Annotated in this window: 20 protein-coding genes; 6 read left to right on the top strand and 14 right to left on the bottom strand. The window is 38.8% G+C overall.

The window, feature by feature from the left end:
• Positions 1-161: 161 nt before the first annotated feature.
• The 3 genes from SOLCA_RS18060 to SOLCA_RS18050 all read right to left on the bottom strand — a co-directional run bounded on the left by SOLCA_RS18060 (position 162) and on the right by SOLCA_RS18050 (position 2807).
• Positions 162-959, bottom strand: a complete 798-nt coding sequence (locus SOLCA_RS18060; protein WP_014681913.1) for an SDR family NAD(P)-dependent oxidoreductase — start codon at positions 957-959, stop codon at positions 162-164.
• 24 nt (positions 960-983) lie between these two features.
• Positions 984-1256 carry a hypothetical protein gene (locus SOLCA_RS18055; RefSeq protein ID WP_245536724.1) on the bottom strand — a complete coding sequence of 91 codons (273 nt, stop codon included), beginning with the start codon at positions 1254-1256 and terminating at the stop codon, positions 984-986.
• 567 nt (positions 1257-1823) lie between these two features.
• The gene (locus SOLCA_RS18050) at positions 1824-2807 is read right to left on the bottom strand and encodes a GlxA family transcriptional regulator (RefSeq protein WP_014681911.1); all 984 of its coding nucleotides are present in this window, start codon (positions 2805-2807) and stop codon (positions 1824-1826) included.
• A gap of 230 nt (positions 2808-3037) precedes the next feature.
• Between SOLCA_RS18050 and SOLCA_RS18045 the strand changes: the two genes are divergently transcribed.
• The 6 genes from SOLCA_RS18045 to SOLCA_RS18020 all read left to right on the top strand — a co-directional run bounded on the left by SOLCA_RS18045 (position 3038) and on the right by SOLCA_RS18020 (position 6417).
• On the top strand, positions 3038-3400 hold the full coding sequence (locus SOLCA_RS18045) for a DUF1801 domain-containing protein (protein ID WP_014681910.1): 363 nt from the start codon (positions 3038-3040) through the stop codon (positions 3398-3400).
• A 31-nt stretch (positions 3401-3431) separates the two neighbouring features.
• Positions 3432-3809: a DoxX family membrane protein gene (locus SOLCA_RS18040; RefSeq protein WP_014681909.1), complete on the top strand. Its 378-nt coding sequence runs from the start codon at positions 3432-3434 to the stop codon at positions 3807-3809.
• The gene (locus SOLCA_RS18035; protein WP_157604599.1) at positions 3809-4195 is read left to right on the top strand and encodes a DUF1801 domain-containing protein; all 387 of its coding nucleotides are present in this window, start codon (positions 3809-3811) and stop codon (positions 4193-4195) included. Before SOLCA_RS18040 ends, SOLCA_RS18035 begins: the two co-directional genes overlap by 1 nt.
• A gap of 28 nt (positions 4196-4223) precedes the next feature.
• Complete coding sequence (locus tag SOLCA_RS18030) at positions 4224-4652, top strand: VOC family protein (RefSeq protein WP_014681907.1); 429 nt, start codon at positions 4224-4226, stop codon at positions 4650-4652.
• A gap of 22 nt (positions 4653-4674) precedes the next feature.
• Positions 4675-5124: an SRPBCC family protein gene (locus SOLCA_RS18025; protein ID WP_014681906.1), complete on the top strand. Its 450-nt coding sequence runs from the start codon at positions 4675-4677 to the stop codon at positions 5122-5124.
• Positions 5125-5274: 150 nt separating this feature from the next.
• The gene (locus SOLCA_RS18020; protein ID WP_014681905.1) at positions 5275-6417 is read left to right on the top strand and encodes an NAD(P)-dependent alcohol dehydrogenase; all 1143 of its coding nucleotides are present in this window, start codon (positions 5275-5277) and stop codon (positions 6415-6417) included.
• 52 nt (positions 6418-6469) lie between these two features.
• Here SOLCA_RS18020 and SOLCA_RS18015 read toward each other — a convergent pair whose 3' ends face one another.
• From SOLCA_RS18015 to SOLCA_RS17965, 11 genes are all read right to left on the bottom strand, one after another.
• The gene (locus SOLCA_RS18015) at positions 6470-7303 is read right to left on the bottom strand and encodes a sigma-70 family RNA polymerase sigma factor (protein WP_014681904.1); all 834 of its coding nucleotides are present in this window, start codon (positions 7301-7303) and stop codon (positions 6470-6472) included.
• 91 nt (positions 7304-7394) lie between these two features.
• Positions 7395-7706: a hypothetical protein gene (locus tag SOLCA_RS18010; RefSeq protein WP_014681903.1), complete on the bottom strand. Its 312-nt coding sequence runs from the start codon at positions 7704-7706 to the stop codon at positions 7395-7397.
• Between the two features lie 349 nt (positions 7707-8055).
• Positions 8056-10299 (bottom strand): beta-glucosidase BglX, encoded by a 2244-nt coding sequence (bglX, locus tag SOLCA_RS18005; RefSeq protein ID WP_014681902.1) that lies wholly within the window; start codon positions 10297-10299, stop codon positions 8056-8058.
• A 111-nt stretch (positions 10300-10410) separates the two neighbouring features.
• Positions 10411-12720 (bottom strand): beta-glucosidase BglX, encoded by a 2310-nt coding sequence (gene bglX, locus SOLCA_RS18000; RefSeq protein ID WP_014681901.1) that lies wholly within the window; start codon positions 12718-12720, stop codon positions 10411-10413.
• A 134-nt stretch (positions 12721-12854) separates the two neighbouring features.
• On the bottom strand, positions 12855-14627 hold the full coding sequence (locus SOLCA_RS17995; RefSeq protein WP_014681900.1) for a discoidin domain-containing protein: 1773 nt from the start codon (positions 14625-14627) through the stop codon (positions 12855-12857).
• Between the two features lie 88 nt (positions 14628-14715).
• Positions 14716-16077: a glucoamylase family protein gene (locus SOLCA_RS17990; RefSeq protein ID WP_014681899.1), complete on the bottom strand. Its 1362-nt coding sequence runs from the start codon at positions 16075-16077 to the stop codon at positions 14716-14718.
• Positions 16078-16172: 95 nt separating this feature from the next.
• A complete protein-coding gene (locus SOLCA_RS17985) occupies positions 16173-17621 on the bottom strand; it encodes a RagB/SusD family nutrient uptake outer membrane protein (RefSeq protein ID WP_014681898.1) in 1449 nt (482 codons plus the stop codon).
• An 18-nt stretch (positions 17622-17639) separates the two neighbouring features.
• Entirely contained in the window at positions 17640-20693 is a 3054-nt protein-coding gene (locus SOLCA_RS17980) for a SusC/RagA family TonB-linked outer membrane protein (RefSeq protein WP_014681897.1), read from the bottom strand.
• Positions 20694-21182: 489 nt separating this feature from the next.
• On the bottom strand, positions 21183-22034 hold the full coding sequence (locus tag SOLCA_RS17975; RefSeq protein WP_014681896.1) for a LamG domain-containing protein: 852 nt from the start codon (positions 22032-22034) through the stop codon (positions 21183-21185).
• A 23-nt stretch (positions 22035-22057) separates the two neighbouring features.
• Positions 22058-23494, bottom strand: coding sequence for a RagB/SusD family nutrient uptake outer membrane protein (locus SOLCA_RS17970; RefSeq protein WP_014681895.1), 1437 nt, complete (start codon positions 23492-23494; stop codon positions 22058-22060).
• An 11-nt stretch (positions 23495-23505) separates the two neighbouring features.
• Positions 23506-26571: a SusC/RagA family TonB-linked outer membrane protein gene (locus SOLCA_RS17965; protein WP_014681894.1), complete on the bottom strand. Its 3066-nt coding sequence runs from the start codon at positions 26569-26571 to the stop codon at positions 23506-23508.
• Between the last annotated feature and the right edge of the window lie 119 nt (positions 26572-26690).

The following is a 26690-nucleotide window of genomic DNA, read 5'->3' as shown; positions in this document are numbered from 1 at the left end:
CAGTTCTTCGACAGTTAGTGCTAGAATTTAGTTCAACTCTGCCGAACTGTACAAGGCGGAGTTTGCACAGTTGTAAAATTATCTGTGAATTAAACACTGTCATTTTTTAGGCCTCTACCTTTGTGCCTCAGGCAACACTCTTTAAAAAATCGACAGACATCTCATCCCACCACAGAACCACAACTTAGGTTAGCAACTGTAGCAGTTAGCGCTTTAGCTTTATCTGAGGCTAAGAACACTGCAGTATTTGCAACATCAGCTAGAGTTGGAGCGTTTGGCAGAAGAACGGTTCCTGATAATCGTTTGAATAATTCATCCAATGACACATCTAATAACTTGGCTCGATGACTAAATACTTCAAAGCTATGTGATCCCGCATAACTTGCTTCCGGAATTGCATCGGGACGAAGACACAACACACGTATACCATATGGACCAAGCTCTCCGGCCAGCTGCCTCGTTAAACCTTCTACCGCAGCACAAGAAACACCAAAACCTCCGGCAATTCCATTGGCTAATAATGCTCCTGGCGTTGAAATGGTTAAGATGGTCCCGGATTGTTTTTCGATCATGTGTCGCGCGGCAGCAGTTGCTGTAATAAAGTTTGAATTGATATAGGTGGTAATTGGCAGGTTAAAATCTTCCAATGATAATTCTGCGAGAGGAATTCCCTGAACATGGAAAATACCAATTGCATTTACCGAAATATCGATTTTACCTTCTTTAGCGATGATGTTGTCCAAATGATTATCAACCGCATCCTTATCCAATGAATCTACGGAGGCAAATTCTGTACTTCCCCCATTTTTCAATATTATATCCCTCACTTTTTGCAGCGATTCAGGTTTCCTCCCGGCAAGGAAAACCTTTGCTCCCGCCACTGCAAAAGCTGATGCGATAGCTCCTCCTATGGCGCCTCCTGCACCATAAACAACTGCTGTTTTATTGGTAAGTTCCATGAGCGTATGTATTTAGAAATTAGTTTAAATTAGAAAATCTCCGATTGGGATATCAGAGGTGGAAATGTGCAGTTTGTCGGGCAACACTTCAGCCATAAAACCAAAGCTTTTAAGAAAACTGATAAGTTGATACGCATGTACAACATCATTTGTGCTTTTTACCCGCATAATGCGATCGCAATCCTCCAGATCAAAACTTGCCTGGTAGCCAACAAAGTTTCTTCGTATTTGTTCAATGAGCTTAGTTGCATGAACCGGATTGCTGACATTGGTTTTGAAAACTTCTACCATAATCATGTTCTAAAAGGTTTGGAATAAAGATGTTAACTATACCGACAAAGTTAATGTACGCAAAAGCAAGAGACAGGGGGAGATTGCGTCTTTCTACAGGGGGGATTGTGACATAGCAGGGTGTTTCACAATCCATAATTTAATAAAACACCCCAAACCCTCTCAAGGGTTAAAGTCTTAGCTATTGACAATAGCGTCAAAAATGCCTCATTTTAGGATTCAATAGTGCTTTATTTCACTTAGTCGCTTTCCGCGAGACTTACCTTTTTTCTACAGCGAAAAAAAGTAAGCAAAAAACGCTGCCGCTGCGTACAGTTCTCCCGCAGTTTCTGCCAGAAATTAATTTATTCCTGCCGAACTGTACAAGGCGGACTCGAACATATGTCAGAGTTAGCGTCATTTATTATTGCTGAAAGTAGTTTTTCCAAGCAATAAGGATTCCCTTTGGGGTATTACCTACATTTCTTTACACACTGTCTTTTTCTAAGCCTTTACCCTCAAGAGGGGAACTTGCTTGATCCATTATACATTCAAAGCGTTCCCTCTCCTTGAGGAGAGGGCTAGGGTGAGGTGCTAATTCACCAACATAATTTCCTTATTGTATTTATTCTTATACTCCAAAGGCGATAATCCGGTAACTTTTCTAAACGTGGTTCTAAAAGCTTTAATATCAGAATAACCAACATCATACATAATCTCGTTGATATTCTTTCTGCTGGTTTCGAATCCTTTTTTAGCAGCTTCTATTTTAACACGCTGAATGTATTCATTAACCGTATTACTGGTGGCCTTCTTAAAACGACGCTCCAGGTTTCTTCTCCCTAAAGCAAACAATGACGCTAACTGATCAACCGTAATTTTCTCCTGGAAGTTAGCTTCAATAAACTCCTGAGCTTTCTTAACAGGTTCATCCTCGTGTTCTTTCTGTCCCTGGAAGATCATAAACGGCGATTGGCTGTCGCGTTCCATCTCAATAGCGAATACCTTGGCACAAAGAATAGCCATATCCCTGTTAGTGAATTTCTCAATCAGGTATAAAATAAGATTAAGGTATGAATAAGCACCGCCGCTTGAGTATAATCCACGTTCATCGGTAACAACACGTTCAGGAATAAGATTTACATCCGGAAACATCCTTCTGAAATCATTGGCAGCCATCCAGTGTGTAGAACATTTCTTGCCATTCAATAATCCGGTTGAAGCTAGTAAGAACGCACCAATGCACAGACTTGCTACTTCAGCACCGTTCTCATATTGCTGCTTGATCCATGGAATAAACTCCTTATTGTTATTTATGGCTTGCTGCAGATCTCCATCAATCGCAGGAATGATCACGAGGTCGGTTTTAGCAATATCATGTACCATCGCGTCACTGTGGATTGTGTAGAGTCCTCCACTTACCGGAGTTCCGGGGGTGATTCCAATCAGTTGAATATTAAACAAAGGGTTATCTCCACGAGCCTTTACAAATTGGTTTACTTGAGCAAATAATTGGCGTGGTCCTTCAATGCTTCCCAAAATGGCCCCTTGGGGAACCAAAATCGATATATGTTTCATAGCTTAAAAATATTTAATCGGATTGTCGCAATCAACCCCTTTGATTGGCGCACATACACCTCACAGAACAACTGTTATTGAACTAAGTTTGTATTAATCGCTTTCGCATAGATAATTGTAATAGAAAGATACAACAAGATAGTTTATTGTAAGTAAAAGTGAATCAAATTGTTACAGTGTTTGTTTACTCTAAATACAACTTATTGATCAACAACTAAACCTATTAAAAAATGAAAACTGAAACAGAAAAAGTAAACGAGTTCATGCAAAAATTTAATCATCCATTACAAGAAGAAATGGATGCGGTAAGAGAAATCATCATGAAGGCAAACGCCAGTATCGGCGAACATATTAAATGGGGAATGCCTAGCTTCTTTTATAAAAATGATATGGCAACGTTTGCTCCTAAGGCAAAAAAATATGTTCAGATCGTGTTTCATAAAGGAGTTTTATTAGATGATGGTTCAGGTTTGCTTGAAGGCGATCACCCTGAAAGGCGTGATGCGAAATTCCACAACATGGAAGATGTTAAAGCAAAACAAAGCAACCTAGGGAAAGTGGTTAACAATTGGGTGAAAATTATGAATCAATAATACATTCATCCATCTAAATACAATTAAACACATGAAAATAGCAATGATCATTGTCCGCACACTAATGGGACTTATGTTTTTATTCGCCTCCATAACAGTATTGTTCAAATTAATGCCTCAGCCGGAGCTTCACGGTGATGTAAAAACGTTTACGATGGGCATGGCGGTAACAGGTTATTTCTTTCCGTTTTTAAAAATTACAGAATTGATTTGCGGAATAGCCTTTGTTACGGGACGTTTTGTTACACTGGCAGCAGTTGTGATCTTTCCGATCATTATCAATATCCTATTATTTCATGCTTTCATGGCGCCTGAAGGATTATTGGTAGCAATACTTCTGTTACTGGGAGATTTATTCCTGGCTTATTACTACCGCGAAAATTATAGAACACTGTTTAAGATAAAATAATGATGCCAAAAGTAACCGATAAGGAAAAGGTAGAAGACTACATGCAGAAACTGGAACATCCTTTTATAGCAGAAATCAATGCATTAAGGTCCATTATTGTTAATGCCAACAGTAAACTATCAGAGCGAATTAAATGGAATGCACCCAGTTATTACTACATAAATGATATGGCAGCATTTAACCTCAGGGCAAAAGGATATGTCCAGCTCATATTTGTATTCTATAATGGTGATATGATACAGGAGAGCATGGGTTTGCTTGAAGGTAAGTGGGTAGACAGGCGAGAAGCAAGGTTTTACAGTATGGATGATGTAATCGCCAAAAGTAAAGCACTTGAAAAAGTGGTAAATGATTGGGTAGCCCTTGTCGAAAAGGAAACGATATAATCAATTGTTAAAAATAAAACACAATACTATGGCAACTGTAAATCCTTATTTAAATTTTCCCGGTACAACCGAAGATGCCTTCAATTTCTATAAATCGGTATTTGGTGGTGAGTTTATCACTATTCAGCGCTTCAGGGATACACCCGAGGCCGACAGAGTTCCACCGCATTTGCTTGATAAAATCATGCATGTGGCAATGCCAATAGGGAAAGGAAACATTCTTATGGCGACTGATGCATTAGAAGAAATGGGCCATAAGGTTACATCCGGAACCAATTTTTTCCTTTCTATTAGTGCAGACAGTAAACCGGAGGCCGATAAATTATTTAATGCATTAAGCAATGGTGGCTCGATTTCTGTACCATTAGCAGATATGTTCTGGGGCGCTTATTTTGGTATTCTTACCGATAAATTTGGGATACAATGGATGGTTAATTACGATTATAATCAAAATTGAAAACCTGATAATCTAAATTAAAATGCGCACTATTAAAAAATCGATCGACATCAATGCACCTCGGGATAGGGTGTGGGATGTATTATTTGGCGATGAGTACACAAAAATCTGGTACGAAGAGTTCGCCGAAGGTTCGCATGCCGAAACCGACTGGAAAGTAGGTAGCAGAGCAGTGTTTACCGATAAAAAGGGTGAAGGCATGATATCCAAAGTTGATGCCAACAAGCCTAATGAATATCTTTCATTAGAGTACCTTGGCTTTATAATGAACGGTAAGGAAGATTACGAAAGCGAAGGCGCTAAAAGTATGATGGGCGGCCATGAGACCTATAAACTTTCTGAAAAATCAGGGCACACACACCTTGATATTACTTCAGATATGGGTGAAGAGTATTATGATTCAATGGCCAAAGCATGGGATAAGGCACTGATGAAAGTAAAAGGACTGGCCGAAAAGAGAATGGTCAATTAGTAGATGCAAAGGGAAGTAAATGAGTTATTTCCCTTTGTTAGTTAAAGCCCTAGATAATAATAAAAAATAAAGCTTGTTTTTATGATTTTCGAAAGGTTTTTCTCTTTAAACATCTTATAGATTTAATAAAGTCACCAAACAAATCTAAAGATGAAAAAGCCATTTTCTCATTTACTCACCTTTATAATTGTCTTAACGGGCAGTTATGTATGCAAGGCGCAAAGCGGACCAGCTGCGCCTGCTCAAATACACACAAAAGCTTATGCTGCAATGGATGCAAAAGGTAAGCTGGCTCCCTATGAATTTGACAGAAGATCAGTGGGAGATAACGATCTATTGATCGATATACTTTATTCAGGCATTTGTCATTCTGATATTCATACAGTTAAAGGCGATTGGGGGCAAATTCCCTATCCCTGTGTTCCGGGGCATGAAATTGTTGGCCGGGTTATACAAATCGGCAAGAACGTCCATAAATTTAAGGTTGGCGATATTGCCGGAGTTGGCTGCATGGTTAATTCCTGTGGGGAATGTGAATACTGTAAGGCTGGTGAAGAGCAGTTTTGTACAGGTAATGGCGGACCGGTGTGGACTTACGGAAGTGCAGAAGGAGACAGCTATACTAAAGGAGGTTATGCTACTAATATAATTGTAAAAGAGTCATTTGTAATCAAGATTCCTAAAAATGCACCTTTAGCCAAAGTTGCACCCTTACTTTGTGCCGGTATTACAACTTATTCGCCTTTACGATATAATAAAGTTAAAAAAGGTGATAAGGTAGCGGTGGCAGGATTTGGCGGTTTGGGACATATGGCTGTGCAGTATGCAAAATCAATGGGAGCAGAGGTGGATGTATTCGACATCACCGAGGATAAGCGTAAAGCCGCATCTGAAATGGGTGCTGCCAAATACGTGAATACTACTAATACACAGGAAATGGACGGGCTAAATTCAAAATATAACCTCATTATAAGCACAATTCCGGTTTCCTTTAAAGTTGAGCCTTATCTGCAAATGTTAAAGACAGACGGAACAATGGTATTAATCGGAGTGCCGGCCCATGATCAGATTCCGGTTGTAAATGTTATGGCTCTTTTTGGTAGAAGAAAAATGTATCATTCCCTGATAGGAGGCATTCGTGAAACACAGGAAATGATTGATTATTCGGTTAAGAATAATATTTATGCTCAGGTAGAAGTCATACCGGTTCAGCGGATTAATGAAGCCTATCAGCATATTCTGGACGGGAAAGTTCAGTTTAGGTATGTAATTGATATGAAATCGCTTAAATAACCCGGATACAAATGGGAGGAGGGGAACATTGAACTGGTTCTCTCCTTTTACATTATATAATTCTTTTTATCTTTTCAGGATCAAGGATATTGCTGATCTGACGGATTGAATTATCATCTGTAAGTTCAAATACCTGGCAGTTGATAAGTTTGTCATTGTCGTAATATAATAATGCAGGCTGATGGTTTATTTCTGAAGGAATGATGGTTAAACCCGCCTGATAGGTATGATAAACATAGAGCAAAAGGTCGACAACAGCATTGGCTCCAATGCAAAGCTTTTTGGTCACATTCAATGTCTTACCACCATCTGCATAAAATGCGATATCTTTTGTTATAAGACTTTCTAATCCTGCAATATCTCTGTTTCTGATAACTCCAATAAAGTTATCCAATAAATTAGCTGATAATTTGGCTGTAACAGTCAGGCGAGGATGCTCATTAGGCTTAATCTTATTCTTAGCCCGGCTAAACAACTTTCTTGAGTGCTCGACTGTGCTTGATAATACTTCAGATATTTCCTGGTGAGAATAATCAAAAGCTTCTTTCAGAATAAATACGGCTCTTTCCTTTGCCGTTAGTTGCTCTAATAGAATGAGCATTGAGTAAGATAATATATCTTTCAAATTGGTATTTGTATCTGCTCGTTCAGTAGCGATAGGTTCTGGTAACCAAACATCTTCGTGGGTAAACTTGCGGCTCCTTGTGCGCATAGTAAGGGCCCTGTTAACCACACTTTTTACAAGAAAGGCCTTTTCATTCTGAATGACTTCTTTAGGTAATGTAACATAGTTAACCAATACATCTTGTACGGCATCTTTTGCGTCGTCAGAAGATCCTAAGATGTTATAGGCGTAGGGGAAAAGTAGTTTATGGTAGTCTTTCAAGTGAGTTGTTTATAAACACAATAATACCGTTTTTGAAAATTTGTTTACAACCCTCAGTTTAATCCGGAATAAATTGAGGGTTACAAACAAATTAATCGAGTGTTGGAGCTGTGGTGGCAATGTGGTCCAATGTTTCTATCTGTGGCTCAAGCTCCAGACCACTGTTATCACGCTGTTTTTGAAACTCTATGAATGAAGGTAATTCAAACAAAACCTTTTGTACATCCTCATTCTTGAAAGAAGAAATATGGACAAATGTTTTTCCATCCTCTTTCAGAAATGCTCCGTAACGCAAGTTAGGATTGTTTAGTTTTTTCAGATCATTGATAAAGGTTGCTACATTCACTTTATTCTGCTCAACAAATGATGGTTGTACCGTATAGGTTACTTTCACAGTTTTCATAATTGTAAGATTTAAAATGTTGAAAAATAATTCTTACTGTATAGACTAATAGGTGATCGAAAACGTGACAGGTTTTTTGATTTATTTGAAATAAACCGATCAATTTCATTATCGTTGACTTTAGTCAACGGCTTATTTAGTTAAACCCTTTCCCATTTCTTGTCATCCTGACGAAGGAAGGATCTGTTCGCTAATTGCTTGAAATATGCTTCCTTCGTCAGCATGACAAGCTAATGTTAGTTTTTCTCGATATTATTCCCTTAAATAAATAGTATTGTCTATCCCATTGCAATATAAAAAAAGGCCGACCCATAATGGATCAGCCTTAACATTAGTGATTAAACTATCTTTATTTCAACTCAAATTCAGCTGCTTCTTTTACAGATGAATTGGTTCCTATGTAAACTTTAAACAATCCAGGTTCTGATTTCAGTTCCAGTTGATTATTATAGAAACGAAGCATGTCTTCTGTAATCATAAAGTTTACGATTTGAGACGCTCCGGCTTTTAAAGAGATCTTTTCAAAGCCTTTTAGTTCCTTAACGGGACGTTTAATACTTCCTACCACATCCTGTATGTACAGTTGCACAACCTCATCACCATCATAATTACCGGTGTTTTTTACAGTAACAGAAGCTGTGATCTTTCCTGAATTGGTTAAGGTATTTGCCGATAACGTAACAGGAGAGTATTCAAACGAAGTATAGCTTAAGCCATAACCAAATGGATACAAAGGCTCACTTGAAATATCCAGGTATTTCGAAGTGTATTTATCTCCTTCAATCTCAGGGCGACTTGAGTTAGCATGTGCATAATAGATAGGAATCTGTCCGATACTTCTTGGGAAAGTAATGGTGGTTTTACCTGAAGGGTTGAATTTTCCTAAAAGTACATTTACAATCGCGTCAGCCTCCTTAGTTCCAAGATACCAAGTCGCCAGAATTGCGTCGAGGTTGTCGTTCTCCCAGTCGATCACCATTGGGCGACCGCTTTTCAATACTAAAACAATTGGCTTGTTTAGTTTTCTTAGTTCTTTCAGTAAGTCGCGTTGGTTTTCCTGCATTTGAATGTCAGACATGCTTGCTGCTTCGCCTGTCATTCCTGCAAATTCACCCATTACAGCAATGATCACATCAGCTTGCTTAGCGGTGTTGATCGCTTCATTTTTTAATTCTTCAGCAGAACGAGCATCTTTTTTCTGATAGATCCGCGACATTAGCAGATCATTTTCAGAGATATTAGCACCCTTTGCATATAAAATAGTTGCCTTACCTTTTAACTGCTCAGTTAATGCTTCGTAAATATTAAGCGGTCTTGCGGCATTGGTAGCACCAATATTTTGTACATTTTCTGTACGGGCAAATGGTCCGATCAACGCAATAGTTCCCTGTGATTTCAGCGGAAGTGTTTGATTGCTATTCTTTAACAATACAATCGACCTTTGAGCCATTTCAAGGGCATGCTGTAAATGAGCAGGAGACATAATATCTTTCGCAGCTCTTTTTTCATTGATATAACGATACGGATTTTCAAACAAACCCAGCTTATACTTAGCTGCTAAAACATTGTAAGTGGCACGATTGATATCCGCTTCTGAAACCTTTCCAGACTGAACCAGTTTCTTAAGGTTTTTAAGGAAATATTCACTGATCATGTCCATATCCATGCCTGCATTCATACTTAATGCAGCTGCATCTGCGTCAGTTGCAACTACGCCATGATGCTTCATTTCGGCAATGGAGGTGTAATCAGAAATAAGTAGACCTTTAAAGCCCCAATCATTACGTAAAAGGTCAGTTAAGAGCCATTTATTGCCAGATGCAGGAACCCCCTGCACATCATTGAATGATGACATTATCGAGCCTACTCCGGCTTCAACAGCAGCTTTATAAGGTTTTAAATAGACCTCATACATTAGGCGTTTACTCATATCCAAACCAGTATAGTCCTTGCCAGCTTCAGGAGCACCGTACATGGCAAAATGCTTCATACAAGCCATCATATTCTGCGATTTCAGATAATCATTACCCTGAAAGCCTTTTACCCTGGCAGCTGCTACTAAACTGCCTAAATAAGGGTCTTCTCCAACGCCTTCAGAAACACGGCCCCAGCGAGGGTCACGGCTAATGTCGATCATAGGAGCGAATGTCCATGAAATACCTTGCGAGCTTGCTTCGTTAGCTGTAATTGCTGTAGATTTCTCCATTCCTTTCAGATCCCAGCTCATGGTTTCAGCTAAAGGAATAGGAAAAATGGTTTTATACCCCTGAACCACATCTCCACCAATAAGAACTGGAATTTTTAATCGGGTTTGTTTGGCAAGGTCCTGAATTAGTTTAGCGTTTTTTTCAGGATTGGGAATATTGAAGGAGCCTCCTATCTGGCCTGTTTTTACTTTTTCTGCATATTGAGGGTCGACTTTTCCGTTGGGATCGTACCAGCCACCCTGCAAATTCAACTGACCTATTTTTTCTTCTAAGGTCATTTTATTCATCAGTTGTTTGATGAATGTATCCATCTTTTCGTCTGTTGATTGCCCCAAAGCGGATATGGCAATAGCAGAACTAATTAGCAATGTAAATATTTTCTTCATCTTTTGATTGGGTTTTACCTCCCCCCGGCCCCTCCTAAAGGAGGAGTGAATATAACGGCAAAAACCCGTGCGATCCCCCCTCCTTTAGGAGGGGCCGGGGGAGGTAAAGTATTAATTCAAAACAAAATCAGCCTCATTGGTAGTTGCTGAGCTTGTACCAATAAATACTTTGAATGCTCCCGGCTCAGAAACATATTTTAATTCAGTATTAAAGAATTTTAATTGTTCTTCAGTAATAGTGAATGAAATTTCCTTGCTTTCACCTTTTTTAAGGAATACTTTTTGGAACCCTTTCAATTCTTTAACCGGACGCGCTACTGAACCTGCCATATCTCGGATGTAAAGCTGAACAACCTCTTCCGCATCATAATTACCAGTGTTGCTTAAAGTCACTGAAGCTTTAATGCTTCCGGTTTTAGTCATGTTTTTGGCCGATAAAGTAACCGGACTGTATTTGAAGGTAGTGTAGCTTAATCCATAACCGAATTCGTATAAAGGATCATTGCTAATATCCAGGTAATTTGATTTAAACTTGGTTGGACCTCCTTTTACGTACGGACGACCGGTGTTTTTGTGATTGTAATAGATTGGAATCTGGCCAACATTCATTGGGAAGGTAGCAGTTAGTTTACCTGAAGGAATTTTATCTCCAAATAACAAGTCTGCTACTGCATTTCCTGCTTCTGTACCACTAAACCAAACATCTAAAATGGCATTTGTTTTTTGGTGTTCTTCAGCAATTGTCATTGGGCGACCATTCATCAAAACAATCACGATTGGTTTTCCTGTTTTCTTCAATGCATCTAATAAACGTTTCTGACTTGGTTGCAGGTCGATATTCGACATACTTGAAGCCTCACCGCTCATGTTGGCTGATTCACCCAAAACAGCAACAACAACATCTGATTTCTGGGCAGCAGCTACTGCTTCATCAATCATTTCCTGAGCCGGACGTTTATCAATTTCGATCTCAGTCATAAATGCGTTTACTTTTTTGGCAAATTCAGGGTCGTCAGAAATATTAGCTCCTTTAGCATAATTGATTTTAACGTTTCCTGCAACATTTTGAATTCCTTGTAATACTGAAACGGTATTAACAAAATCGCCTGAAACACTCCAGGTACCTAACATATTGTTATGGTTGTTGGCTAAAGGCCCAACCAATGCAATTGATCCGGATTTTTTCAGAGGAAGTACATTGTCATTTTTCAATAAAACGGCTGAGCGAGTTGCGTAGTCACGGGCTGCCGCACGGTTTTCAGCAGTGAAGATATCGCCAGCACGTTTCTCATCGCAATAACGATAAGGATCATCAAACAAGCCTAATTTATATTTTGCTTCCAATATATTACGGCAAGCATTCTCAATTTGCTGTACAGTTACCTTGCCTTCTTTCAATGATTTTTGCAGAGTCGTTAAGAAACCTTCGCCAACCATATCCATATCTACACCTGCTTTTAATGATTCTGCAGATACTTGCTGCAAATCTCCCAAACCGTGATCAATCATTTCATTAATAGCCGTATAATCGGTAACTACCATTCCTTTGAAGCCCCATTGCTTACGCAATAAATCAGTCATCAACCATTTATTAGCTGTAGCGGGAACGCCATCCACTTCATTAAAAGAGGTCATTACACTTCCAACACCGGCATCAACAGCTGCTTTATAAGGTGGTAAAAAGTTCTGGAACATTTGGATACGACTCATGTCAGTTGAGTTATAATCTCTTCCAGCCTCAGCCGCACCATATAGGGCAAAGTGCTTTACACAAGCCATTACCGTATTGTTTTTAGAAAGATCATCACCCTGATAGCCTTTAATCATGGCTTTGGCAATTTCAGAACCTAAATAAGGGTCCTCGCCTGAACCTTCGGAGATGCGCCCCCAGCGCGGGTCGCGCGAAATGTCAACCATTGGAGAAAATACCCAGGCCAAACCATCGGCTGTAGCTTCCTTAGCTGCAACTTGTGCACTTTGTTGGATCATAGGAATGTCCCATGAACATGAAAGGCCTAAAGGAATAGGGAAAATGGTTCTATGTCCGTGGATTACATCCAGACCAAAGATCAAAGGGATTTTTAATCTGGAATTATTGACAGCAATTTCCTGTGCTTTACGGATTTTTGCAGCTCCGGTAATACCAAACAGCCCTCCAACTTCACCTCTTTTTATCTTATTGTCAACATCGCTACTTACCACAGATCCGGTTACGGCTCCGCCAGGGGTAACAAGGTTTAATTGACCAATTTTTTCTTCCAGTGTCATTTTCTTCATTAAGTTATCAATGAAGACATCCATCTGCGATTTGTTTACAATGACAGTTGATTTGGCAACCTTTACCTTTGCTTTGTTTTGAGCAAAAGTAGGACTAGCCAATGTTGCCGCTGCCAGAAGTAACAATCCTGATTTTCTATTCATGATCTTATAGTTTGTTCTGTTCTTTAATTACGGATTGAGAGTTACGGGTTACGAATTTTTAGCATATAATCCATCCACCCTCATATTTTATTATCTCTATACTTGTTAAAGCTTAACGTGAAACACGTAAACCATTACTCCGCTTTTGCTTTTGTTTGCTGCAATGAAACACCGTTCTCATTGATAGCCTCAATCGCGAAATAATAGGTTTTGTCTTTATCCATTGCCTTATAGTAGTACTCAGAAGCATTGTGAACCATAATGCAGTTGTACAACTTATCAGGTGAGGTTCCTACATAAATGTTATAGGCATAGGCGTTATCAACAGGTTCCCATTTCAGCCATGCACTACGTTTATCCGCTTCTGTACGTAATACAATAAATTGATTTACCGCATCGGGTTTAGATCCACTGCCTAATCCAAATACTCTTAAGCCTGAAATGGCGAACTTTCCTGTAGGCATGTGAATGTTTTCCAGTTTTATAAAGCGCGCTTTCACCGGTTGGTCCAGCTCAACATAGTCATGCGGTACGTCCTTTTTATTTTGGCTTTTATCAATTAGGGTTTTCCAGCTTTTACCATCGGTTGAGTAATACACTTTGTATTGATGATAAGTGCCTTGTTGTTTTCCAAGAAATTCAACATCCTGATCAGCATAATTGATCTGAATGGCATTTACAGTACTAACTTCTCCAAGGTCTGTCTGAATCCATTCTCCTTTGTTGGCTGATTTTGCGCTCCAGTATGTCTTGATATTCTCATCAACGGCATTATTGGCATAGAAACCGCCTAATGTTGATGAAACTTGTATGGGTTTGTTATAATTAAGAAGCATCCATCCCGTAAACTGGCTTTTCAAATGATCTGCTTGTTCGGAAGGGGTGTAATGAGGATAGTCGCCCCATGCGGTGTTAGTATACATGGTTCCGTCTTTATCAAATCCTGCGGGCCAAATACCAATGCGACGTTCAAAATTGTTTTTTACCGAAATAACCATGGTTGAAACATGCCAGTAATTATTCCATTTGTCCTGGAAAGTAGCGCCGTGCCCGGCACCTCTTGCGAAACCTCCCGGTTTATAGCTTAAAGGAAGAGATTCATGCACAAATGGGCCCAACGGACTGTCGCTAGTGGCTACACCATCAGCATATCCGCTGAACTCTGTTCCGGGGCCGCCCCATTGCAGGTAATATTTATTGTTGTGCTTGGTCATCCAGGCACCTTCCATAAATCCTTTCAGGAAAGTGTTGTCCATATGCTCACCGAAACGATGCCATCCATAACGACGGTCATCTGTTAACAACATCTCTTTTCGAGTGCCAATCGGTTGAAATGTTTTTCTGTTCATTTCTACACCATATAGAGGATAAACATTACTACTTCCGTTGTACATGTAAAGCTTTCCATCATCATCGGTAAAAAAGGCCGGATCCCAACCGCCGATTTCAAGATTAGAAATCGCCTTATCCCATTTATTAGCTTTAGGATCGGTACTCATCCAAATGGGGAATTCGCTCGTGTAAGTTGATCCAAACACCATTAAGGTATCACCTTGTACCCAGGCAGCCGGAGCACACAAGTCATCATACAATCCAGAGTACTTTTTCGTTAATTCAGGAGTCAGGAAATGACGGAATACGAAATTCCAGTTTAACATATCACTGCTCCACCAGTAACCCCATTGATTGGTCGAGAACAGGTAATAATCGCCTTTGTAGTTTACTATAACAGGATCGGCAGTCGCTCTATGTTTTCCCCATTGAGTAAAATTGGGGATCGGGCAATATCCGTAATCAACATTAATAGGATTACAGTAGGTTTTTTGCTTCGTCTGTGCATTTACAGCGGTAGAACCTGTAGTGCATACTGCTCCAACTGCCAGCGCAATGAAGAGATTCTTTATCATAACCATGTTAAGTACTATTGCTCACCATAATTATATTAAAGTATCGGAATGTGTTTATTTTCAGATACTTAATATACCAATAGTGAAGCTATTTTTGAATAGTATATTGAATATTTAATTTGTTTAGCCCTTGCTGAACTTCAGGACAACTCATGAACAGTTTCCATAATAGTCCAGTGCGGTAATTTTCTATATTAACAACGATAGGCCCTTGGTCAATTGCCAGATAAGAAGTGCCATACCAGTTTTTTTCTTCACTAAAAGCATCTGAAAAACCATACTCTCCCCAAATTTTGTCTCCTAAATCATAATAGAAGTGTTTGAGGGCTTTCATTGACTGTTCAGGTGTGTACGGAAACGCAGATAAAGCTGCTGTAGGGGTAATAACGCCTAAATCATTAGTAGGAGAGTGTGCGTTATAACCTTCATAATTATCGCTGGCGGTTAATCCCCAGCAGTTAGAGCCATAACCTTTAAACTTATTCGGGTTACGGACGCAATGTTCATAGTTAATAAGGGTTTGATTTCTGTTTAATTCCCAGTAATCAGCATATTGGTCCTTTAATCCACGTGGATCAAGACCCAGGAATGAGTAATGAGTAAAGAAGAGCGGACCTCCATAGTCAAAACCTAAAGGAAGTTTTATACCATAAAATTCTTTACCGTTTTTAAAATGAGTGCTCTTTTCAGATGCCCATCCTTTGTGATACACATCAGCGTTTATTGGATAACGAGGAGAAGATGCAGCTAAAACGTAAGTTATAAAGCATTCATTCCACCCGTAGAGAGGAAAATTCATTGCCCATCCATTGTTAGGGCTCCAGTGCCAGTATAAAACATTCTGATTGTCGCGGGTAAAGAAATCCCATTCGATTTCATTCCACATCCAGTTAATGCGGTTACGGATATTCTGTTCTGTAGCGTTGTTTTGATTAAAATATTGACGGGCACATAATAATCCCTGGAATAAAAACGAAGTTTCAACCAAGTCGGCTCCGTCATCTTTTCTGCCAAATGGAATAGTTTTTCCCGTTTCTCCATTTAACCAGTGAGGGAAAACGCCGTGATAACTATCTGCTTTTGATAAAAATCTAACGATCTTATTCATGCGTTTAGCAGCTTGCTCACGTGTAATCCAGCCTCGTTCTGATGCAACAATAATGGCCATAATTCCAAATCCACTTCCGCCGGTGGTTACTACTTCATTGCCATAATCAAAAGAAACATTACTTCTTTCGCGCGCAAGGCCACTCAAAGGATGAGCAAAATCCCAGAAATACTTAAAAGTTTGTTTCTGAACCAATTCAAGGAGAGCAGTATCGGAAAGGTTTTTTTGACGAGGCGCCGGTTTAAAGGTGAAAGAGGAGGTTGGTTTGATTACCTGGGCTTCACTTGTTGTGGGAAGTAGCATTGCCATGGTTAAAGCCAGAATCATAAGTTTCTGCATCATAATAGAGAGTTTAATAATTAGTAAAAAGTTAGCATTAGCTCTTATTTAAAATAAAAGGGTCCGGAGACCCTTTTATGTATTTGACCGAATTAAAATTAATAACCAGGGTTTTGTTTAATTGACCCCTGCGAAATATCTATTAAGCTTTGCGGAATTGGGAATACCTCATTCTTACCTGCTGCAAAGCCCTGTAATACCGTAGGAGCTTGTCCTATACGAACCAGGTCAAAAAAGCGGTCTTCTTCCATTGCCAACTCTAAACGACGCTCATTCCAAATGTCTTGCATGGTTGGAGCGTTGTTAGCAGCTAGTTTAACGCGGCTTCTCACTAAGTTTAAAGATGTAGCAGCACCAGAAACGTCACCTTTATTAAGTTTTGCTTCAGCATCAATTAATAAAACCTCAGCATAACGTAACTTACGTACATTTTGTTCAGAGCCCTCATTAACACCATTAACTTGTTTGCTTTTTGGACAATATGATTTGCCGTTATATCTAGGAACCGTAACGCCTTCTAAAACATCAACACCCTGAACTAAATCACCATCAGGAGTTGTTTCTCCTTTATAAAGGATAGTTGCTTTCTTCCTGATTGCATCACCTGCATCATCAAATGCTTTAGCTAAATTGTCAGAAGGGATGCAGAAACCCCAGCCAAAACCTCCGGTACCTCTGATACCTTGGATTTGAGAGTACTGGCAGTTACTTAAATCGCCGCTTCCGGCAACCGCTGATGCTTGTACTTCAAATAGGGATTCCATACCGTTTTCTTTTTCTACACGAAATACTTGGTAGAAATCAGGCTCTAAACCGTATTTGCCTGATGAGATAACAGTTTGAGTATTTTCAATCGCTTTATCCCAGTTTTTAAGATATAAGTAAACCTTAGCTAAATAACCATGAGCAGCGTATTTAGTAGCGCGTCCGGCTTCAGAACCGGTAGTGCTTGCAGGCAGTACTGCTGCAGCATCTTCTAAATCTTTTACAATTTGCGCATACACATCAGCTTTTGAGGTCTTTTTTAATGCTTCTGCTTGTGCGTTTTCAATTGAAGTTGGCATAGGAACATCTCCAAATGCTCTTACTAAATCAAAATAGAAGGTTGCACGGCAGAATTTAGCTTCTGCAATGTAACGGGCTTTTAATCCATCATTCATTGGAATAGCCGGAACATTGCTTATCACTTGATTACACAAGTTGATTAACTGATAACGACCTTTCCAAAAATCATTAATCTGACCTTCGTTTGCAGTGAAGGAGAAGTTTTTATAGGAATTGATAAACGCTGCATCGCCAGGAGCAGAACCTTTCAAGGCATTGTCTGAGGTGATTTCTAACATGATCATATAGTTGAAACCAACCATTTCCCATTTACGCATTTGAGCATAAATTGAAACAACGCCTTTAAATGCATCTTCCTGTGTTTTGTAAAACTCAACAGGAGGAATCTTTCCCTCATTATTATTGTCAAGGTATTCCTGACAAGAAACCAGTGAGGTAGAAAGAAGTGTGATATATAGTGCTTTCGCTAAATTCTTTTTCATAATAATTCTTTTTCAGGACTATAAAGTCAAGTTGATACCAAAGTTGTAAACAGTTGACATTGGGTACACATTTAAGTCAATTCCCTGAGAAGTTGCATTGATTTGCTCGTTATATGATTTGGTTAGATCAATGTTGGTAACCTCAGGAGTAAAGCCGTTATAGTTGAAGAAGTTGAATGGATTTGCAACGTTTGCATACACTCTTAAACCATTGATCTTCAATTTGTTTGTTACTTTTTGAGGGAAGGTGTAACCTAATTGAATATTACGAACTTTAAACATGTCACCCGATTCAACATAGAATGAGCTAGCCAGTTTATTGGTTTCTGAAACAACGTCAGCTGATGGGTAAGTGGATGACGTACCCTCTCCATGCCAACGGTTATTATAAAAGTCAAGATCGTAGTTTTCGTTACCTAACTGTCTGAAACGTTTAGCGTTATAAACTTTGTTTCCACCTTGTCCATACATATCTACTGTAAGGTCAAAGTTTTTGTAAGAACCACCTAAGTTAATACCGAATGAGTAAGTAGGAATTGCAGTACCTAAGAATACACGGTCATAATCATTAATTTTACCATCACCGTTAGTATCCTGGTAAATGAAGTCACCTGGACGAGCTTGAGGTTGAATAACAATACCTTCTTTGTTTTTGTAGTTATCAATTTCAAGCTGGTTTTGGAAAACGCCTACCACTTTGCGACCATAAAACTCACCGATAGAACGACCTACAGTTGTATAGGTAGTATTAATGTAGTTAACCGAACCACCATATATACCTAAAGTACCTTCTTTAAGGCGGGTAACTTCGTTTTTATTGGTAGCAATGTTACCTCCAATTGAGTAACTGAACTCACCGATTCTGTCTTTCCAACCTAAACTAAGTTCCAGACCCTTATTTACAACGTCTGCATTATTATCAAGGTAACTGGTGTTTGACGCACCGATGGTTGTTACAGTAGTTACTGGGAAAATTGCATTTTTCGTTTTCTTATTATAGTAATCTATTTCAAATGTTAAACGATTTCTTAAGGTAGCACCTTCAATGGCAACGTCGAACTCATCGGTAGTTTCCCATAAAAGATTACGTGGACCAACTTGAGTTATGTTTGCTCCAGTGATAATATTTCCACCAAATACTCCAGAATAATTACCACCAGTTGATAAACCAGGTACAACTGTTAATGGAATACGACTGTTACCCATTTTACCCCAGCTAGCTCTTAATTTCAAGTTTTGGAAGGCATTTTGGTTAGCCATGAAACTTTCCTGAGAAATTACCCATCCTAAACCAACTGAAGGGAAGAAATCAGCTCTGTTATCTTTAGGGAAGATACTTGCTTCGTCTCTTCTTAAAGTAGCTGTAAATAAATAACGTTGTAAGTACGAATAATTTAATCGACCAAACAATGAGAATGATCTGTATAAATCAACACTTTCACCATTCGACTGGCCTTTATCAGAGCCATTTCCTAAGTACCAGCTACCATCACCATAGTCTTTTACACCTTGACGAGTTGCCGTCATAGAATGATATCTGTCTTGTAACATGCTGGTACCCAACATTGCTGTTAACGAATGTTTTTCGTTAATCTCAAATTTGTAAGTCGCTGTATTATCCCAGGTATAGCTAAATGGATCTTCAATCTTTTTAGCTAAAGTTAAAGTAGTATCAGTTTGTACAGAAGAAACCTGATACCATGGAGTGTATTTTCTGTTAGTGCTTTGTGTACCATCTACGTAAAGAGCACTTTTAACAGAAAGGTTTTTAATTGGATGAACTTCAAGGTAAGCACCTCCAACTAAACGTAATGCATTCGTTTTGTTGTTGTTATAGTAAAGCTTTGCTGCTGGGTTTGGGAATGAACCAAAGTCCATCATGCTGGTAAATGAACCATCAGGATTTGTAACCCCAATTGCTGATGGAGCAACATAAGCATCTTTAAAGATGTTATCTGGAGCATTATTAGAGGTCGCAGACGATAAGTTGATATTAGCACCTACTTTTAAGAAATCAGTAGCCCATGTATCAACGGCTGTTTTTAAGTTTACGCGTGCATAATCATTTTCCTTTGCTAAGCCTTCTTGTTTAAAGTAACTTGCGCCAACAGCGTATTGAGTTTTTTCGTTTCCTCCCGAAAAATTAAGCTCATGATTTTGGATCATTGCAGAACTGCGTAAAATCTGATCATACCAATCCGTTGAAGCTGGATAAGCACCACCATTAATTGGTGAATAAGATTGACCAGCTCTGTCTGCCATAATCTGACCTTTTTCATTCAATAATTCGATATATTGACTGCCGTTGGTCATATCAACCATGTTGGTAGGTTTTTGGAAGCCCATATAACCAGAATAAGTGATCAATGGTTTTCCGCTTTTACCTCTTTTAGTGGTAATGATAATTACACCGTTAGCAGCCTGTACACCATAAATTGCTGACGCTGACGCATCCTTTAAAATGTTGAAGGTTTCGATGTCATTGTTGTTCAAGAAAGTAATGTCTCTTGTTAAAACACCGTCAACAACATAAAGAGGGTTAGAGTTTGAACTTACAGAACCAAGACCTCTGATACGTACCGTTGGCTGACTGCCTGGAGTTCCGGTGTTTGTAACGGTAACCCCAGCAACTTTACCTTGTAATGATTGTGCTGGGTTTGCCGATGCCTGGTAAGAAATGTCTTTAGCTGTTACCTGGGTCACTGCACCTGTAACATCTGATTTTTTCTGTACACCGTAACCAACAACCACAACTTGCTCAAGTTCTTTTGAAGAAACTTCAAGTTTTACATTAAGTGTTGTTTGATTGTTTATGGCTACTTCTTTTGATAAATAACCAACATAGTTAAATACTAATGTTGCATTTCCTGCAGTTTTGATGCTGAATTCTCCTTTTGCATCTGATTGGGTTCCAGAATTGGTTCCTTTAACGAGTATACTTACTCCTGGTAAAGTTTCACCATTTGAGGCATCCGTAACGGTACCTTTAACAACACCCAACTGTTGGGCGTTTGCATGATTGAAACCAACAAGACATAAGCATACCATGATGAATGTAAATAGTCTATTCATAACGCGGTATAATTAAGTTATTGTTAATTGGTCGATGCCAAGATGCTATCATCCGGATGCAAAAACAAAAAAAGCACCTCTACATCTTTACACGCTTATTAAGAAAATATAATTAGTGCTGGTTATTCTGCTTAATTATTTTATTATCAGATTTTTAGGTTGACAATTATGTGGAATAAAATTTGAAAATGAAGTACACATTTTGAGTTTGAGAGAGGTAATGATGTAGTATAAATAGCATGTTTGACAGGGAGAACCAACGTTTGCACTGGGCTTTAAGTTGCGATAAATATCGAATTGGTTTGTACCCTTTAATGAAGTTTGCAGGAGGAGGAGAAGGAAGTACCTGTTGGCAATATGAGTTTCACCCGCTTATCAAAACATAAAGGCAGTCAAATTAAAATGACTGCCTTTTAACTTTATGGTTTTTAGTTTTGAATTATAGGTTAGGGTTCAAATCTTTTTGTGCTTTTTTTAAGTGAATGCAACCTACTTGGCTTTCTCATTTTCATAAATCTGGTTTATATCTGAAGCCGACAACTCAACATCATATATACGTAAATCATCCATTAATCCTTTGTATGGAGCTATCCATGAATCTGCTCCTCCGTTTTTGGATATATATAATACTTCAGCATTTGCGGTTGCATTCCCATAAATAATAGGGCCGTTAGGACCAGTTGAAGGAACAGCATTTTTAAAGAACTCTTGGCCATTCACATAAATTGTTTGAGTATTCGAAGAGGCATCCCATGAGTATACCAGATGGAACCATTGGTTTTCCGGATATCCACCGGTTTTGTCAAACCAGTTATTACCGTAACCAGAACCCATTGTATGGTAATCGGTTGCTTTAAATCTAAAGTTGGATCCTGCTCCATCCATAAATAAACAATAACCTCGTTCCCATGTTTCTTTTTGTGTTAGGGAAACAATAAATCCTGTCCCTCCGGGTAACACCTCTGGTTTTACCCAGACAGAAACCGTTACACTGCCTGATTTCAATTTATTATCTGCAGGAACTGTGAACCAGTTATCTTTTCCATCTCCGTTAAAACAGGATGATTTATAACCGTTACGGTCACGGCTAAACACCATTTTATTTATTGTTGCAGGCCTATTACCTATTTGTTCTCTTGTATTGTTGTTAAAGTTCCAATAGGCTACCAGATGAGCCTGATTAACCACAGGATAAACCGTTGCATCAGGGATATTTATTGGAGTGGTAGGAGCATTAGAGATTCTGTTTGCGTCCAAAGTGTCCTTTTCACAAGCCGATGCTACAATGCATCCTCCCAAAAAGACAAGCGTTTTAATTAAATTAATGTATGTTAATTTCATTGTTTTACATTTTGGTTAAAAAATTACCAACCAGGATTCTGGCTAAGCTGACCAGCACTTAGATTGACCTCTTCTTGAGGGATTGGGAATAATTTATTTTTTCCTGCTGAAAAGCCTTGAGTTGCCAATGCACTAGCTGCCTGACCAGTGCGTACCAAATCCCAGAAGCGATCTTGCTCGCAGGCAAGTTCAAGTCTGCGTTCATTCCATATTTGCTGAAGGGTCGGATTGGAAATAGCAGGTAAACTTACTCGTGTACGTACTTTATTTAATGAAGTTGCAGCATCACTGCTGGTATGTATTGCAGCTTCTGCATTCATCAATAATACTTCTGCAAAGCGCATTATTCTTATGTTTTGGTCTCTGCCGCTATATTGACTAGGAAAGCGTGAAGGAACATAAGCTTTACCACTATATCTTGGAATAGAAGTACCATCCATTATCTCAATACCTTTAATTTCATCTCCGTCTGGCGTAACATCCCCTCTGTATAAAATGGTTGCTTTTTTTCTTACTACATCTCCTGCCGCATCAAATGCAGCAGCCAAATTATCTGATGGAACATACCATCCCCATCCATATTGGCCCCTTACTCCCTGTATTTCTGAATATTGACAGTTTGATAGCCTGTCGTTACCACTTATGTGTGTACTTACAATTTCAAAAATGGACTCAGAGCAGAACTCTTGTTCTGGTCTAAACAATTTGTAGAAGTTAGGATATAAAGAGAATTTACCACTTGCTATAAATTCATCTGTTAATGATTTGCATTGTGACCATTTTTCACGATACAAATACGTTTTGGCTAACAAAAATTTTGCTGCCCATTTGGTTGCCCTTCCCAATTCAGCTGAAGGAACCGCATCCGGTAATACAGCAATTGATTCATTCAGATCTTTTTCAATAAAATCCCAAGTTTCCTCAGCAGATCTACGAATATTACCTTCGGGACCAACCGGAACGTGATCTACAATTGGAACCCCACCAAAAGCACGTACCAAATTGAAATAATGGTAAGCCCTTAAGAACTTAGCTTCGGCAATGTATCTGTCTTTTACGCCTTGGTCCATTGCTATTGAAGGCACCTTAGTTATTATTTGATTACTAAATCCAATAGCCTGATATCGCCCCCTCCAAAAGCTACGCAATTGACCTTCATCTTTTGTGAATTGATAAATGTTGTAGGCATTGGCCCATGAACCATCACCAGGAGCACTTCCTTTAATAATATTATCGGAGGTTAATTCACTTAGTGTTAGGTAATTCATACCGCCTGCTATATCCCAGCTACGCAAATAGGCGTACATAGAAACCATTCCAGCCTCAGCGTCATTAGCATTTTGATAGTTTAATACTTGTGGAACCTGCCCTTCAGGAGGAAACTCCATATAATCTTTACAGGAACTTGCAACTGCACCTAAAATGGTAATTGCAAGTACTGATATAAAAAATCTTTTCATGTTAATAATGATTAAAAGTTAACGTTGACCCCGAAGTTTAAGGTTCTTGATAGCGGATAAATACCTTCATCCATACCCATGTTGGTAGAGTTTACATCTGTTCCGTTTGGAATTTCAGGCGTATAACCGTTATATTTAAAGAAAGTAGCAAGGTTTTGAGCAGTAACATAAACTCTTAATTTACTTACACCTGCTTTTTTAACTAACTCACTTGGTAGTGTATATCCAAGTTGCACATTTCGGATACGGAAATAAGAGCCGGATTCAATAAAGAAAGTATTAGGATAATTGTTTAGACCTCCTGCAATGTCTGCAGATGGATAGGAATCGGATGTTCCCTCTCCATGCCAGCTGTTATTATAAAAGTTAACATCATAATTTTCATTGCTGAAACGATTTATACGTCTTAAGTTGTAAATCTTGTTTCCGCCAACACCCTGAAAATCAGCTGATATATCAAGGTTTTTGAAATTCAGGCCTAGATTAAATCCATAAACTACTTTTGGGATATAATTACCAACGCCTTTTCTATCTAGATTGTCAATTATTCCATCATTGTTTCTGTCAACATATTTAAAGTCGCCGGGAACAGCGTTTGGCATGATCATTCGTCCTTCTTTGTTCACATAGTTATGTACATCATCCCAGTTTTGGAAAATTCCACCAACTTCTAAAACATAAAATTCACCAATGGGTCGGCCTGCTTGTGTATAAGTAGCCTGATAACCATTATAAGCATTTCCACTCCAAACCGGCGCAACTCCCGTAGGTAATGAGAGTATTTCATTATGGATAGTGGTAATGTTTCCTCCTATATTATAAGATAGGTTATTTGTAATTTTATCAGACCATCCTACAGAAAACTCAAAACCGCGGTTTAATACCTCTGCATTATTACCAAACCGTGTAGAACCTCCAGCTCCATCGGTTGCCGGAACCGAGAGTTGGAAGATGGCATCTTTTGTTACGCGTCTATAATAGTCAGCAACGATATTTAATTTATTGCCAAGTAAGTTTGCATCTAAACCAAAGTCAAACTCTGAAGTGGTTTCCCATTTTAATCTTTCTGGTGCGCTACCTAAATCATTATACCCTTGTTCAACAAGTGTAGAACCATAAGGACCGAAAATGGCAGAATACATTGCGTCTGTGGTAATGGTTGAGGTATAAGCATTTTGTGGAATGTTGTCATTACCTAACATACCCCAGCTTGCACGCAGTTTCAGATAGTCAAGCCATTTTGCATTTTTCATAAAGTCTTCAGCAGTTACTATCCAGCCTAGACCAAGTGATGGTAAGGTCGCCCAACGATCTGTTTTTGGGAACTTAGAAGAGCCATCGCGTCTAAGTGTAGCAGTCATCAGGTACCGATCTTTAAATGAGTAATTTAATCGTCCGTAATAAGATAAGGCATTCACCTTGTCATACGGATTGTTCTCAACGCGGAAACCTGTTTGATTTCCCAAATCAAGATATTGTGTTGGAGCCCCATATTCACGCGGATTTTCTCCGGTTACTCTAAGCAGTTCACCTGAGTAGTGTGTTGCCGAAAAACCTACCATGGCTTTTAGGTTATGTTGACCTAATCTTTTTTCGTAAGTAGCCGTATTATCCCAAACGTAGTTAGTATTATAGTTGTTTTCTTTTCTCAAGTGCCCAATGGTATCTCTTTGGGTTGATGAAACAAAAAACTTAGGTGTATAATTCTTTAAATTGGTTGTCCTTATGTCAGGGGTAAATGAAGTCCGTATGGTTAAATTTGAAATGGGTTTTACATCTAAATAGACATTCATTAACCCGCGTAAATTTTTAGTTTCTTCATTGAAATATTCAACCGTAGCAGAAGGGTTTGCAAAATTACCCAGCCCCATTAAGATAGGATCGCTAAAGTTTCCATTTGCATCTTTGGGATTAAATGCAGGTGGGGTAATATATGCCTGACCAAATACACCGGCTGGACTGTTTTGATCCCATCCACTTAATGTGATATTATATCCGGTTTTAACAGACTTGCTGAGATTAATGTCTTGAGCACCCCTTAGGGTAAAACGTTGATAGTCATTTTTTTTCAGTAAGCCGTCTTGCTTGAAGTATCCAAGCCCAAAATAATAGGTAGACTTTTCATTACCTCCATTTATACTTACATCATAGTTTTGCATCCATGCATTACCTCTTAAAACCTGGTCCATCCAATTGGTATTACCTGTAAACTTAGAAGGATCAAGAGGTTGATATGAGTTTTGATCCATATTTCTTAGGTACGCGGCATACATTTTTTCATTGGTAAGAGAGATGTAAGCATCTCTATCTGCCATAGGTAAAAGGTTAGTTGCTCTTTGAAAACCAGTATATGCATTAAATGAGGCTTGCATTGGTCGGTTTAGTTTTCCTTTTTTAGTCGTAATGATAACAACACCGTTTGCAGCTCTTACGCCATAAATTGCTGAAGAAGAAGCGTCTTTGAGAATAGTCATTGTTTCAATATCACTAGAAGAAAGAAAGCCGATATCATCCATAAAGACATCATCCACTACAAATAATGGGCTTACACCTCCTCTAACAGTACCCAATCCCCTGATCATCATGGTTGGAGAACTGCCCGGGCGACCACTATTGCTGACTATGACTCCAGCAACTTTACCTTGGAGCGCTTGTGCAACGTTTGACACGGGTTGTTTCGTTAATTCTGAACTTTTAACAGTGGTTATCGGTGCTGTTAAATCTTTAACTTTGGTTGTACCATAACCCACTACAACTACTTGTTCGAGCTCTTTTGCTGATACCTCTAGTTTTACTTTAAGTGTTGATTGGTTGTTTACCGCAACTTCTTTTGAAACGTATCCCACATAACTGAATACTAAAGTTGCATTGCCTGGTGCTTTCAGATTAAATTCCCCCTTGACATCCGTCTGGGTTCCTTGGTTTGTGTTTTTAATGAGTATGCTTACTCCTGGTAATGTTTCTCCCGAGGCTGCGTCTGTAACAGAACCTTTTACGGCGATCTGTTGAGCATTTGCCTGGTTAAAAACTGAAAAAGTTAAGCATACCGAGATGATGAACGTAAATAGATAATTCATAACGGTAATTTTAATTATGTTAATTGGTAGGCAATTTCTCAGGAGCATACCTTATTAACAAGCAAATCACCTCTACTTTAGTTCACACTTTTTAATAAAAAATAGCAAGTTTAAATTAG

Origin of the sequence: Solitalea canadensis DSM 3403 (assembly GCF_000242635.2) — a bacterium.
Taxonomy (GTDB): Bacteria; Bacteroidota; Bacteroidia; order Sphingobacteriales; family Sphingobacteriaceae; genus Solitalea; species Solitalea canadensis.
This window is presented reverse-complemented; position numbering and strand designations above follow the sequence as displayed.